Source organism: Listeria ivanovii subsp. londoniensis, from assembly GCF_000763495.1.
GTDB lineage: Bacteria > Bacillota > Bacilli > Lactobacillales > Listeriaceae > Listeria > Listeria londoniensis.
Window position 1 is genome coordinate 34,005 of sequence record NZ_CP009576.1, and the last position, 13,549, is coordinate 47,553.

Consider the following 13,549-nt stretch of genomic DNA (forward strand, 5'->3'; position numbering starts at 1 on the left):
TGGTATAGAAGTGTTTTGGTAGAGATCTAACCTCTAGTTGGACATTTTCTTAAAAATTGAGTAAGATAAACAAGGATGATAATGACCGGAACCGATACCGGAACCATACATAGAGAAAGGAAGATTATCTTGGCAGCTACCATTTACGATATAGCAAAACATGCGGGAGTTTCAAAGTCTACGGTATCAAGAGTATTAAATAATCAAGCTAACATCTCCAAAGAAGCACGACAAAAAGTATTAGTAGCAATTGATAAACTCAACTACCAACCAAGTAAACTAGCACGTGCTCTAACTTCATCTGGATTTGATGCCATTATGGTTATTTCCAATCGTTCTACTACAACGACTACTGGGAATCCTTTCTTTTCAGAAATAATTCAATCAATTTCCACTCAAGCTGAGTTGGAAAATTTCGATTTGATTCTTCAAACTGCCAAAAACAGTGAAGATGAACTGAAAAAATGTCTTTCCAAAATCCAAGAAAAAATGATTAAAGGTATTATTATGCTTAGTTCCCCAGCGGATGAAGATTTTTTTCACCAATTAGATCCATATAATATCCCCATCGTGGTCACAGGAAAAGTAGAAGGTAGCTATAAAAATATTTATTCTGTCGATACGGATAATTTTGGTGACAGCTATGCTCTTACAAAACATTTAATTAATCAAGGTCATAAAAAAATCGCTTGTATTCACGCACCACTCGATTACCATGTTTCCATTGATCGTCTCGCTGGTTTTCGTAGTTGTCTTTTTGATCATCAATTAGATCTTCGTAATGATTGGATTATTGATAGTGGCTATAGCATTGAAGATAGTTACAGCGCTGCACTACGCTTAATGGAGGGCCAAGATAAACCTACTGCCGTTTTTGCGACGGATGATTTAAAAGTGCTTAGTATTTACAAAATGTCCGCGGATAAAGGCTTACAAATCCCTGCAAATCTCTCTGTCATCGGTTATAATGATAAAGTAGCATCATCTTTTCTATCACCACCGCTTACTTCAATTGATATCCCGATAAATAAACTAGGAAAAAAGGCAACTACCTTGTTATTCCGTCTTATTCATCAAGATAAAAATGTACCAAAAACAACCATTATTAAAACCGAAATGATTGAACGTGAATCCATTCAGAAGATAAACAGCTAATCTTATCTTCTGAATTTACTTAGGTCCTGTAGCTCAGTTGGGAGAGTATCACCTTGACATGGTGGGGGTCGCTGGTTCGAGACCAGTCGGGACCATTTTATAGCAAAAAGTCCGTATGCTAAAAATAAATTTATCATACGGACTTTTTTTATTTAAATAACTTACCAATTTTTTTAAACAAACCATCCTCAATAATATCGATACCGATACCCCAATTACTATTAAGAATTTCTTTGTTTGCTTTCACATAGTCTTTTAAATCTTCTCCTGAAATAGTGAGGTTGTGATATGGTTTATACTCCAAGTAAGTAGAAGCACCATTTTTCATCACTTTCTTCGTGACGCGATGTTGCAGATACTTAGATTTAATATTACATTCTTGCCGCGTATACGAATCTTGTTGATCAATTGGCTTATCTGTCGTCAAATGAATCTCCATTTTAATGACATTGCGATCAACCCAGTACGGGAAGTCCTTATGGAAATGTTTTTCAGCCGCATCATCAATGAAGTTTCCCCAACTCCAGAAATGTAAATAGCGCTTTTTATTTTCTACAATATAAGGATCAGAAATAGTCGCCTTATATATGATTGAAAGTTCATTTAGTTCCTTATTATCTTCCACTATTTTAATCGACTCATCGCTAAAATATTTATCAATCTCATTTTCTTCATATTTTTTGTACAATGTCATATTACTATAAATGGCATAATTGTAGCGATTGATAATATCTTTAACCGAGTCATTTTTGAACATTTCGCGCGAGCCATTAGCCATTCTGCCGCGTAACTTTCTTTCAAAAGTAACATACCCTTTGTTTTCTTTGACATCACATCGAACAATTTCTTCCACTGATGGCACTTGATCTTGAAATGGCTCTTGTTTTTGTAATTCTGTTCCTTCCTTAATTTCCAAATAATACATAAAGCTATTTTTCTGACGGTTTTCTAAAAATCCCTGGTCATCATTGATTGTCGCATCCACAAAATAAACTTGATTTTCATAATTAATTTTTAAAATCGCATGGTTAAAATTGAAAGGAGACGGCGCATACACAGGTAAAAAGATATCTCGATCATAACTAACTAAAACGAACTCAGAGTCCACTCCAAGATAGTCTAATAGTACTTTTAATAGAAGTGTTTTCGCCTTACAATCACCTTGTTTCGTGTTGTAAGTAACTTCAGCAGGTTGCGGTTCATGCCCATCCATTTCAGCTTCATTGTATAAATAGTAAACTTCCTTTTGAACAAAGTCGATAGTATGTCGGATTTTATGTTGTAACGAAGGTAATTCATCTAATTCAGAAGTGAAATCAGCCGCAAAGTCAGTCACATCCACTTGATAGAACTTTTGATATAAGTCACTAATAGTCTTCGTTATTTCTGGATACGTTTTTTGCGTTGTAAAATCAATAAATGGCGCAAGCTCTAATTCATTTGGATTTTTTCCAATATAAGAATTTTCTTCAATGACATAAGATTTTTGATTTTCAACAAATTCTTTCTCTTTTTCTAAAATATTTCCTTCATCATCGCGGAAATAATTATAATTCACTTCTAGTTGTTGTCCTGTTTCATTCTTTAACTCGAAGCGGTATTTTCCATACGCCCAGTAAGAGTTTGGATACGTATAAATCCAGCGGAAAAATTGATTACGAATGCTATCTTCCTGATATTTCAGCTCAGTTGATGTTTCAATAATGAAAATATCATTTAAATGCAAATCTCGAATTAGCACAGTCACTTTTTTTTCATCATTAAAGCTAGCTTGATTTTCATCGCGTACATAATCTAATACTTTCACATTTATATCATTTAGTTTATCGATTACTTTACCATCACGAACAACGGATAAAGTATGAATATAAAGCACTTCATCTTCCGCTAAAATAAAATTAGATTTTGCTGCTGAATTTAACATGTTAGGGTCATTTAAAGTATATGCCATTGATGTGTAGCTTTTACGTGAAGTAGGTTTGGCTGTTTCCACCATCTTGCACCAAAAACAATAATCTCGTTCTTGTGCTATTTGAGCTTGATAAAAGTCCGTTTGTTGCGTCTCTAACCAAGCATCGATATTTTCTTGTTTAGATTCAGCAGAACTTAAAGCTGAATCTAAAAAATAATAATCTTTTCCCATTGTAAAACTCCTCATGTAATATTTTTTATTTAGACACTCCCATTTTAGCAATAATAATATAAAATCAACAGAGAATTAATTACATTTCTTACGTATCTTTTGCTTTTTATGCACTTTTTAGTAAATATTTCGACATATTTTAAAAATATTCTATCCAAAAAACTGAAAAAGCGAATCCTTTTTAATAGACTCACTTCTCAAGTTACTTATTTAACCAAGAAAATAATTTCAAATCTTGATATTCTGTTCCAATTTTTTCATAATCCCGAAGTAGACCTTCTTCTTGAAAACCAAGCTTTTCAAGCAAACTAATAGATGCTTCATTTCTAGGATCCACCTTTGCTTCCATTCGGTGTAGCTTAAAGGACTCTATTCCCCATTCCATTAAAGCTTGTACCGCTTCTGTTGCATAACCACGTTTCCAAAAGCGTGTTCCTAAATCATAAGCAATTTCCGCACGCTGATTCTCGTGATCAATGTAATTAAAGCCACATGTCCCAATAATTTCTCCTGTTGCTTGTAAAATAATCACACATCGAAGCGCCTTACCTTCCATTTCTAATTGCCTAAGCATGCGTATCATTTCCTCCACAGGTTGTAAGCTCTGGAAAGGTTCAATATTCATATATCTAGTCACCGAATCATCTGACCAGTAACCAAATAAAATTTCCGTATCAGCCAATGTCATTTCACTTAAAAAAAGTCGCTCCGTTTTCAACATTTGTTTCCGATTTTCCATACGGTAACCTCCGTCTTATTAATAAAAAGAGCTTATCAAATCCCATCGCTAAAGTAAAATGTTTCACGTGAAACATTTTATTTATAAACAACCTCAAACTCTTCGCAAACAACAAGAACATCTTCGTTAAAATCTATTCCAAGTTCAACCGACTCATTTGTGAAAAAATCAGTATGTACTTTTCGCCAATATTCAAGTGTTCTGTCCCCTTCACCTTCTAAATAAGCAAATCTCTCAGAAACTTCATTAAATGGCATAATTGTTACATCCACTAGTTTTATTATCCCCATCGCCTCTTCTTCGCCATCTAAAATAACAACATAAGAACCAACAGATGGCATTGTTTCTCCACCTTGGTCACACCAATAAAACAAGCTGCTAGTTCCTGTTTTTGTGCCCGCCATTACAAGTTCCCCAAGTTCATTTGCCATTTCAGCTGAATCTCCAAATGCCCATGCCTCAAATTTATTGGAAACTTCCTGATTTTTTGCTCGATAGTCATGCCACATTTTATTTACTGAATCTTTATACTTTTCCACCTAAATTTCCTCCTAAAAAAAGACCGAGGTTCCTGAAAACCCCAGTCTAAAACTCTATTTTCTCACTGGTTTAATTACGATATAACGGTATGGGTCGCGGCCTTCAGAATGTGTTTCAATTTGTTCATTCTCACTTAAAATTGCATGAATTATTTTTCTTTCAAAAGAAGGCATTGGCTCCAAATGAACCGCACGCTTCGTTTTAACAGCTTTATCTGCCATTTTATTAGCTAAAAGTGCTAAAGTTTCATGGCGGCGTTCTCGGTAATCACCAACGTTAACAATAATATTTTTGTATTGGCTTGTAGTTTTATTAGCAATTAATTGCGTTAAATATTGAAGCGCGTTAAGTGTTTGACCGTGTTTTCCAATCAACATACCTAGACTTTCACCTTTAATTTGTAACTTCACATCTTTACCAACTTCTTCAGCGTTAATGCTAATTTTCACACCCATTTTTGTCGCAACATCTAAAAGATAATCAATTGCTACTTGGATACCATCTTCTTTTTCAATTACTTTCACCATGGCTAATCTGGAACCAATTCCGAAAATACCTTTTTTACCTTCATCAAGAATCTCCACTTCTACTTTATCTCGTGTTGTTTCTAAACTAGTAAGGGCATTTTGGATTGCTTCTTCAACTGTTGAACCTTGCGCAGTTAAATCTCTCACTTTCTTTTCTTACCTCCTTTTTTGGAAGCTTTCATATTTGCTGCTTTTTTCTTCAAACGGTCTTCTTCTAGTTGAGCAGCAGCTAGCGCCTCCTGTTCGCGTTTGTTTTTAAAAGGATTGTTAATTAAAAGTGTTTGGAATACGGTGAATATATTACCGATAATCCAGTAAAGAGCTAGTGCAGATGGTAAGGTAATACCCATAAATAGAATCATTACTGGCATAATATAAACAATCATTGCCATTGATTTATTTTGCTGAGTTTGTCCCATCATAGAAATTTTTGAAGATGCAAATGTTGTTAATGCTGCAACGATTGGTAGAATGAAGTATGGATCCGGGCTACCTAATTGCATCCACAAGAATGAATCTGTCTTAATTTCTGCGGTTCTACTAATTGCTTGATAAAAACCTAATAAAATAGGCATTTGAATCAGTAATGGCAAACAACCCATCATTGGATTTACGCTATTTTCTTGATATAAACGCATTGTTTCTTGTTGTAGTTTTTGTTTTGTTTCATTATCTTTAGATGCATATTTTGTTTGAAGTTCTTTGATTTTTGGTTGTAAATTAGTCATGGCTTTTTGGCTCTTCAGTTGTTTCACCATTAAAGGCATGATTAGTAGTCGAATTAAAATGGTAACAACGATGATTCCGACTGCGTAACTTCCCCCAAATAAATCAGAAAACCAAGTAATAACCCAAGATAATGGAAAAACAATGTAATGACTCCAAAATCCTGTTGAATCTTTTGTAATAGGATCCGTTGAATAGCCACAACCCGAAAGTACAGCCATTAATCCAATTACCAGACTTGCGATGAGCAATTTCTGTTTGAATCGCTTTTTCTTCTTCAAATTGATGTAACCTCCCATTTCGCCTTTTTCAAATTTCCACTCATTTTGAATTGTTTGTGTTCTGTTTTAAAACACGTCCTACTTTTAAAACATGTATCAAACTTTTCTTTACTTCATGAAAATCCATATTGGCCGCCGGTTTTCTGGCGATGATAATATATTCATTTTCAGGGTTAATCTGCTCTTCTAGTTCATGAAAAGTTTGTCTTATGTAACGTTTTATTCTATTGCGACAGACAGCGTTTCCAATTTTTTTACTAACCGATAGACCAATCCGAAAATGATCCTTGCCTTCTTGCTTTAAAGTATAAACAACAAATTGACGGTTAGCAAAAGATTTTCCTCTTCGAAATACTTTTTGGAAATCGTCATTTTTTTTGATTCTATATTTTTTTTTCATACATTCTCCATCTTCTTACATATCTTAGTATAAGGCCGTTTGACTCAGAGATTTTTCAAAAAAAAAACCACTGAGTCGTTTTCAGTGGTCTACGCAGATAAAACTTTTCTTCCTTTACGACGACGACTTGCTAAAACTCTACGTCCGTTTTTAGTGCTCATACGCGTACGGAAACCATGTACTTTTTTTCTTTTACGTTTACTTGGTTGATATGTTCTTTTCATTAATTACACCTCCCATGAAAGGGTCCAATCGAATTTATCTATTAGACAGTCTTAGATATTGTACGTGAACTAGTCTTTTTTGTCAATACTATTTAGACGAATTTCTATTTAGACTCCGCTCACTATCATATCATATTTTTAAGGAGAGAAAAACCATTTTTCAAAATTTATTGTGTCAAATAAATATATTGTTCTCTGGCGGTGTCTGGAATCATGATTTTCCGCCCCGAAACCTCTACTAAATATCTAGCAAACTCACCAATTTTCTCAAATTCAGCAGGATATTCAAAAATCAATTTCTTCTTAATTAAATAATTATCCACATAGTGACTCGTTTCAGGCTGAAAAGACAATAAACCTTCTATAAAGCGAATTACTTTCGTGAATTTTGGAATTTCACTTTCTTCTTCTAAATCTGTAAAGTGAAAAAACATTGTATGGATATGGTTTTTCTTAATATTTACCGCAAAAGCTTCTTTATTTATATTACTTCTCGCAAACACTGTAAAATCATCAATTTCTGCTGGTTCCCGTTTATCATGAATCAATAAATAACCAAAAACATCTTCAATATTCTGGTTTTGGATGACACGATAAAATTCTATATCTCTTGTTTTCAAAAGACGTTGAAATATCATTTTTCACAACCTCATCTTTTAGTCATTATTTTCTTTTCTGCTAAATAGTTTAACACATTGTCGTAATGAAATCTTTCTCAAAAGGTGTGGATAAGTACCTCTTTTAGGCTTTTTATTGTGGATAACCTTCTAATTAAGTTCAACTTTATACACAATTAGTGGGAAATTACACACAAAGGCTTGTGGATAATTAATTCTAACATTTTCGTTACAGTTTTATTTACACACAAGTTATACACAAGTTAACTGGCTGTGGACAACCGTTTTTCACATCTGGACAGTTTTGTGGATAAATTTGGTAAGTCCTTGCTATCAGAGTGATTTTCTGATATTATAATTCCTGTCGAATAGAAATATAGCTGGGGAAAAATAAAGTTATCCACAATTCATTTTCACTTTGTGGATAATTTTTTAACACCGTTTGGATAACCTTATCCACGGCTTTTTCTATCTGTGGATAACTTTAAAGCATCCATTTACATTACATATAAAGGGGGGTTACTAGTGCAATCAATTGAAGACATCTGGCAAGAAACACTGCAAATTGTCAAAAAAAATATGAGTAAACCGAGTTACGATACTTGGATGAAATCAACAACGGCTCATTCATTAGAAGGTAACACGTTTATTATTTCAGCGCCCAATAATTTTGTTCGCGATTGGTTAGAGAAAAGCTACACTCAGTTTATCGCTAACATTTTGCAAGAAATAACCGGTCGCTTATTTGATGTCCGCTTTATTGACGGGGAACAAGAAGAAAATTTTGAATATACCGTAATAAAACCCAGTCCATCACTTGATGAAGATGGTATTGAAATTGGCAAACATATGCTTAATCCGCGTTATGTTTTTGATACTTTTGTCATTGGTTCTGGTAACAGATTTGCACATGCAGCATCACTCGCAGTAGCCGAAGCACCAGCGAAAGCGTACAACCCTCTCTTCATTTATGGAGGAGTTGGCCTTGGAAAAACACATTTAATGCATGCAGTTGGCCATTATGTTCAACAACATAAGGATAACGCCAAAGTAATGTATCTTTCTAGTGAAAAATTCACCAATGAGTTTATTAGTTCGATTCGCGATAATAAAACCGAAGAATTCCGCACAAAATATCGTAATGTGGATGTTTTACTTATTGATGATATCCAATTTTTAGCTGGTAAAGAAGGAACCCAAGAGGAATTTTTCCATACTTTTAATACGCTTTATGATGAACAGAAACAAATTATTATTTCAAGTGACCGGCCACCAAAGGAAATTCCGACACTTGAAGACAGGCTTAGATCTCGCTTTGAATGGGGGCTAATAACCGATATTACACCTCCAGATTTAGAAACGCGGATTGCCATTTTACGTAAAAAAGCAAAAGCAGATGGCCTGGATATTCCAAATGAAGTCATGCTTTATATTGCAAACCAAATTGATTCTAACATTCGCGAATTAGAAGGAGCACTCATCCGAGTAGTCGCTTATTCTTCCCTCGTAAATAAAGATATTACAGCTGGTCTTGCTGCAGAAGCACTGAAAGACATTATCCCCTCTTCTAAATCACAAGTTATTACAATTAGTGGTATTCAAGAAACAGTGGGAGAATATTTCCACGTTCGGTTAGAAGATTTTAAAGCAAAGAAACGGACGAAAAGTATCGCTTTCCCGCGCCAAATTGCTATGTATCTTTCAAGAGAGCTTACAGACGCCTCATTACCAAAAATCGGTGATGAATTTGGCGGACGCGACCATACAACCGTTATTCATGCGCATGAAAAAATATCACAACTACTAAAAACCGATCAAGTGTTGAAAAATGACCTTGCTGAAATTGAAAAAAATTTAAGAAAAGCACAAAATATGTTTTAATAGACTGTGTACAATGTGGATAACTGAAACATACTTACCCACAAGTTATCAACATGTGGAAAACTTTATGTCGCATGGCTTACAACCTACTTATCCACAAATCCACAGGCCCTATTACTATTACTACGATTTTTTATTAATTAATTAAAGGTTTTTCAAGCTTTACAAAAATATAAAAAAATGGGGGATACTCATGAAATTTGTTATTGAGCGTGATCGTCTTGTCCAAGCAGTCAATGAAGTTACGCGTGCCATCTCTGCAAGAACAACGATTCCAATTCTAACGGGGATAAAAATAGTCGTAAATGATGAAGGTGTTACACTAACTGGTAGTGATTCAGATATTTCTATCGAAGCATTTATTCCATTAATTGAAAATGATGAAGTAATTGTAGAAGTGGAAAGCTTTGGTGGCATCGTTCTTCAATCCAAATATTTTGGAGATATTGTTCGTCGTTTACCAGAAGAAAATGTTGAAATCGAAGTAACTACTAATTATCAAACTAACATTAGTTCTGGACAAGCATCATTTACATTAAATGGACTTGATCCAATGGAATATCCTAAATTACCAGAAGTTACAGATGGTAAAAACATCAAAATTCCAATTAATGTACTTAAAAATATTATTAGACAAACTGTTTTTGCGGTTTCTGCAATTGAAGTTCGTCCTGTACTTACTGGGGTTAACTGGATTATTAAAGAAAATAAACTTAGCGCAGTTGCAACAGATAGCCATCGCCTTGCATTACGAGAAATTCCGCTTGAAACAGACATTGATGAAGAATATAACATTGTTATTCCAGGAAAAAGCTTAGCAGAACTAAATAAAATTTTAGATGATGCAAGTGAATCTATTGAAATGACACTAGCTAACAACCAAATTCTTTTTAAGTTAAAAGATTTATTATTCTATTCACGTTTACTCGAAGGAAGTTATCCAGATACATCTCGTTTAATTCCTACTGATACAAAATCAGAATTAGTGATTAATTCGAAAGCCTTTTTACAAGCAATTGATCGAGCGTCCCTGCTTGCTCGCGAAAATCGTAATAATGTTATTAAACTAATGACTCTTGATAATGGTCAAGTGGAGGTTTCTTCTAATTCACCTGAAGTCGGAAATGTTTCAGAAAATGTTTTCAGCCAAAGCTTTACAGGCGAAGAAATCAAAATCTCGTTTAACGGTAAATACATGATGGACGCGTTACGTGCTTTTGAAGGTGATGATATTCAAATTTCCTTCTCAGGTACGATGAGACCATTCGTACTTCGACCAAAAGATGCAACAAATCCAAATGAAATTTTACAATTAATCACGCCTGTTAGAACTTATTAATTTTAAAAAAGTAGATCCGTCTTGCTTCAAGGCGGATTATTTTTTTGTTATAGTACAGTTTTTGAATTGAAATGTATATTTATGCAATTGGGGGTAATTGTTAGCATGATGAAAGATATGACAACTGGTAATCCAACAAAATTAATCTTTTGGTTTGCGATGCCAATGTTGATTGGGAATTTGTTTCAACAATTTTATACGATGATTGATGCTGTTATTGTAGGGAAATTTGTTGGTGTAGATGCACTTGCAGCTGTTGGGGCTACCAATTCAGTCAATTTTTTTATGATTTCATTGATTATTGGACTGATGAGTGGGATTTCTGTTGTAGTTGCGCAATATTTTGGTTTTAAAGATTTTAATCGTTTAAAAGATGTTATTGCTACTGCAACTTATGCGGTGGTTTTTTCGGCGATTATTTTAACGATTGCGGGTGTGATTTTAGCCAAGCCTCTCCTTATTTTACTCAGAACCCCAGCAAATATTTTAGATGATTCAACAATATTTTTAACAACCTTGTTTATCGGGATTTTGCCAATGAGCTTATATAATGGGATGGCAGCAATTCTTCGAGCACTCGGAAATTCAATTACGCCTTTATTTTTTTTAATATTATCTTCTTTACTAAATATAGTACTTGATTTTCTTTTTGTTGTACATATGAATATGGGGGTGCGCGGGGCTGCTGTTGCTACTGTATTATCTCAATCTGTCGCAGCGGTTTTAGTGATTTATTATGCGTATCGTCATGTGCCATTTATGAGAATAGAACGAGCAAAATTCAAACTTTCTCCCCCACTATTAAAAGAAATGGTTCGAATTGGACTTCCTTCTGGTTTACAAGGATCATTTATTTCTATTGGGAATATGGCACTCCAAAGTTTAATAAATGGTTTTGGTTCATCTGTTGTGGCGGCATATACCGCGGCTAGTCGTATTGATTCTCTAACATATCAACCAGGAATTGCATTTGGAGCTGCTTCTTCTACTTTTGCAGGTCAAAATATCGGCGCAGGAAAAATGGAGCGTGTTCGTGAAGGTTTTTGGTCCGGAATTAAAGTCGTAACGATTATTAGTATCGCGATTACCATTTTAGTTCAACTTTTTGCGCGACAGTTTTTGCTGCTATTTGTTGATGCTGGTGAGTCGGAAGTTATTGATATTGGTGTTAGTTATTTACTTATTGTGTCGCTATTTTATGTTGTTGTAGGTATTTTATTTGTTGTGAGGGAAACGTTACGCGGTACTGGGGATGCAATGGTTCCTCTAGCAATGGGGATTTTTGAGCTTGTATCAAGACTCGTGATTGGTTTTGTATTGTCACTTTATATTGGTTATATTGGACTCTGGTGGGCTACTCCAGTTGCATGGATTACAGCAACAATGCTCGGCGTTTGGCGATATAAATCAGGAGCATGGAAGAAAAAGGCAGTTATTCGACGAAAATAAGCCTTTTAATCAAAAAACGCCTCAGAAGCTCATATTTTATTTTTTTTAATAAATAATATCCCCCTATTAGTTTTGCTAAAAAAAGCTGAAAAACGAATATATGAAAATATTCTTTGTATTATTGGCAAAACTTTAGTAAAATAGAAGGTAGTGATAAAAAAAGATTGGGCGTGAAATTTTTGGCTGAAACAGTAAAGATAAATAGCGAGTTCGTAACGCTTGGTCAACTTTTACAAATGATTGATGTAGTTTCAACTGGTGGAATGGCGAAAGCGTATCTTAGTGAAAATACAATTTATGTTAATGGAGAGCAAGATAACCGCCGGGGGAAAAAGCTTCGTAATGGCGATGTAGTCCTTGTTCCTGGTATTGGCAAAGTGAAAATTGAACAAGGGAAATAACAGATGTTTTTAGAAAGCATTGTTTTAAGGAATTTCCGAAATTATGAAAACTTAGAACTTGAATTTTCCCCATCTGTAAATGTTTTTCTTGGAGAGAATGCACAAGGTAAAACCAACCTTTTAGAGGCTATATTAATGTTAGCTCTTGCCAAATCACATCGGACAACAAACGATAAAGATTTTATTATGTGGGAAAAAGAAGAAGCCAAGATGGAAGGCCGAATCGTGAAACGCGGACAAACCGTGCCACTAGAGCTTACCATCACTCAAAAAGGCAAGCGAGCAAAAATAAATCATTTGGAACAAAAGAAACTTAGTCAGTATGTTGGTAATTTAAATGTGGTTATTTTTGCTCCAGAGGATTTATCTCTTGTAAAAGGTGCTCCAGGAATTAGACGACGGTTTTTGAATATGGAAATTGGACAAATGCAGCCGATTTACTTGCATAATTTAAGTGAGTATCAGCGGATTTTGCAGCAGCGAAACAAGTATTTAAAAATGTTGCAACTGAAACGCAAAGTAGATCCGATTTTGCTTGATATTTTGACAGAGCAGTTCGCTGATGTCGCCATTAATTTGACAAAAAGAAGAGCCGATTTTATTCGGAAATTAGAGGCTTACGCGGCACCTATTCACAACCAAATTTCGCGCGGCTTAGAAACACTTAAAATCGAGTATAAAGCTTCCGTGACATTGACTGGCGATGATCCAAAAGTATGGAAAGCGGACTTACTCCAAAAAATGGAATCAATCAAACAAAGAGAAATTGACCGTGGTGTCACGCTTATTGGACCACATCGGGATGATTCTCTGTTTTATATTAATGGGCAAAATGTGCAGGATTTTGGTTCACAAGGACAACAAAGGACAACGGCGCTTTCGATTAAATTAGCCGAAATTGACCTTATCCATGAAGAAACAGGTGAATATCCAGTATTACTTCTTGATGATGTCTTAAGTGAGTTAGATGATTATCGTCAATCGCATTTGCTCGGAGCTATTGAAGGAAAAGTACAAACCTTTGTAACGACAACAAGTACAAGTGGAATCGACCATGATACGCTAAAACAAGCAACTACTTTTCATGTAGAAAAAGGTACAGTAAAAAAAATCCTAATCTAGGTTAA

14 protein-coding genes and 1 tRNA gene are annotated in these 13,549 nt (G+C 34.7%); 7 read left to right on the plus strand and 8 right to left on the minus strand.

Annotated elements, in window-relative coordinates:
• Nucleotides 1–129: 129 nt before the first annotated feature.
• A complete protein-coding gene (locus tag JL53_RS00140; protein ID WP_038406322.1) occupies nucleotides 130–1,155 on the plus strand; it encodes a LacI family DNA-binding transcriptional regulator in 1,026 nt (341 codons plus the stop codon).
• Between the two features lie 22 nt (nucleotides 1,156–1,177).
• A tRNA-Val gene (locus JL53_RS00145) sits at nucleotides 1,178–1,250 on the plus strand.
• Nucleotides 1,251–1,303: 53 nt separating this feature from the next.
• Here JL53_RS00145 and JL53_RS00150 read toward each other — a convergent pair.
• The 8 genes from JL53_RS00150 to JL53_RS00185 all read right to left on the minus strand — a co-directional run bounded on the left by JL53_RS00150 (nucleotide 1,304) and on the right by JL53_RS00185 (nucleotide 7,373).
• On the minus strand, nucleotides 1,304–3,298 hold the full coding sequence (locus JL53_RS00150; RefSeq protein WP_038406324.1) for a transglutaminase family protein: 1,995 nt from the start codon (nucleotides 3,296–3,298) through the stop codon (nucleotides 1,304–1,306).
• Between the two features lie 202 nt (nucleotides 3,299–3,500).
• The gene (locus tag JL53_RS00155) at nucleotides 3,501–4,037 is read right to left on the minus strand and encodes a GNAT family N-acetyltransferase (protein WP_038406325.1); all 537 of its coding nucleotides are present in this window, start codon (nucleotides 4,035–4,037) and stop codon (nucleotides 3,501–3,503) included.
• Between the two features lie 77 nt (nucleotides 4,038–4,114).
• Complete coding sequence (locus JL53_RS00160) at nucleotides 4,115–4,576, minus strand: ASCH domain-containing protein (RefSeq protein WP_144242631.1); 462 nt, start codon at nucleotides 4,574–4,576, stop codon at nucleotides 4,115–4,117.
• A 54-nt stretch (nucleotides 4,577–4,630) separates the two neighbouring features.
• The gene (gene jag, locus JL53_RS00165; RefSeq protein WP_003718059.1) at nucleotides 4,631–5,251 is read right to left on the minus strand and encodes an RNA-binding cell elongation regulator Jag/EloR; all 621 of its coding nucleotides are present in this window, start codon (nucleotides 5,249–5,251) and stop codon (nucleotides 4,631–4,633) included.
• Nucleotides 5,248–6,111: a membrane protein insertase YidC gene (gene yidC / locus JL53_RS00170; protein WP_003718060.1), complete on the minus strand. Its 864-nt coding sequence runs from the start codon at nucleotides 6,109–6,111 to the stop codon at nucleotides 5,248–5,250. Before yidC ends, jag begins: the two co-directional genes overlap by 4 nt.
• A 40-nt stretch (nucleotides 6,112–6,151) precedes the next feature.
• Entirely contained in the window at nucleotides 6,152–6,511 is a 360-nt protein-coding gene (gene rnpA / locus JL53_RS00175) for a ribonuclease P protein component (RefSeq protein ID WP_003718061.1), read from the minus strand.
• 89 nt (nucleotides 6,512–6,600) lie between these two features.
• On the minus strand, nucleotides 6,601–6,735 hold the full coding sequence (gene rpmH, locus JL53_RS00180; RefSeq protein ID WP_003718062.1) for a 50S ribosomal protein L34: 135 nt from the start codon (nucleotides 6,733–6,735) through the stop codon (nucleotides 6,601–6,603).
• A gap of 167 nt (nucleotides 6,736–6,902) precedes the next feature.
• The gene (locus JL53_RS00185; RefSeq protein ID WP_003718063.1) at nucleotides 6,903–7,373 is read right to left on the minus strand and encodes a hypothetical protein; all 471 of its coding nucleotides are present in this window, start codon (nucleotides 7,371–7,373) and stop codon (nucleotides 6,903–6,905) included.
• 504 nt (nucleotides 7,374–7,877) lie between these two features.
• Here JL53_RS00185 and dnaA point away from each other — a divergent pair.
• The 5 genes from dnaA to recF all read left to right on the plus strand — a co-directional run bounded on the left by dnaA (nucleotide 7,878) and on the right by recF (nucleotide 13,544).
• Entirely contained in the window at nucleotides 7,878–9,233 is a 1,356-nt protein-coding gene (dnaA, locus tag JL53_RS00190) for a chromosomal replication initiator protein DnaA (RefSeq protein ID WP_038406327.1), read from the plus strand.
• Nucleotides 9,234–9,426: 193 nt separating this feature from the next.
• Entirely contained in the window at nucleotides 9,427–10,572 is a 1,146-nt protein-coding gene (dnaN, locus tag JL53_RS00195; RefSeq protein WP_003718065.1) for a DNA polymerase III subunit beta, read from the plus strand.
• A gap of 105 nt (nucleotides 10,573–10,677) precedes the next feature.
• Nucleotides 10,678–12,021, plus strand: a complete 1,344-nt coding sequence (locus tag JL53_RS00200; protein ID WP_003718066.1) for an MATE family efflux transporter — start codon at nucleotides 10,678–10,680, stop codon at nucleotides 12,019–12,021.
• Nucleotides 12,022–12,200: 179 nt separating this feature from the next.
• Nucleotides 12,201–12,422: a S4 domain-containing protein YaaA gene (yaaA, locus tag JL53_RS00205; RefSeq protein WP_003744888.1), complete on the plus strand. Its 222-nt coding sequence runs from the start codon at nucleotides 12,201–12,203 to the stop codon at nucleotides 12,420–12,422.
• Between the two features lie 3 nt (nucleotides 12,423–12,425).
• Complete coding sequence (gene recF / locus JL53_RS00210; RefSeq protein WP_003718068.1) at nucleotides 12,426–13,544, plus strand: DNA replication/repair protein RecF; 1,119 nt, start codon at nucleotides 12,426–12,428, stop codon at nucleotides 13,542–13,544.
• Nucleotides 13,545–13,549: the final 5 nt, after the last annotated feature.

Coding starts and splice junctions, on each gene's coding strand:
- JL53_RS00150 (WP_038406324.1), bottom strand. CDS start 3,298: ATGGGAAAAGATTATTATTTTTTAGATTCAGCTTTAAGTTCTGCTGAA.
- JL53_RS00155 (WP_038406325.1), bottom strand. CDS start 4,037: ATGGAAAATCGGAAACAAATGTTGAAAACGGAGCGACTTTTTTTAAGT.
- rnpA (WP_003718061.1), bottom strand. CDS start 6,511: ATGAAAAAAAAATATAGAATCAAAAAAAATGACGATTTCCAAAAAGTA.
- rpmH (WP_003718062.1), bottom strand. CDS start 6,735: ATGAAAAGAACATATCAACCAAGTAAACGTAAAAGAAAAAAAGTACAT.
- JL53_RS00185 (WP_003718063.1), bottom strand. CDS start 7,373: ATGATATTTCAACGTCTTTTGAAAACAAGAGATATAGAATTTTATCGT.
- dnaN (WP_003718065.1), top strand. CDS start 9,427: ATGAAATTTGTTATTGAGCGTGATCGTCTTGTCCAAGCAGTCAATGAA.
- JL53_RS00200 (WP_003718066.1), top strand. CDS start 10,678: ATGATGAAAGATATGACAACTGGTAATCCAACAAAATTAATCTTTTGG.
- recF (WP_003718068.1), top strand. CDS start 12,426: ATGTTTTTAGAAAGCATTGTTTTAAGGAATTTCCGAAATTATGAAAAC.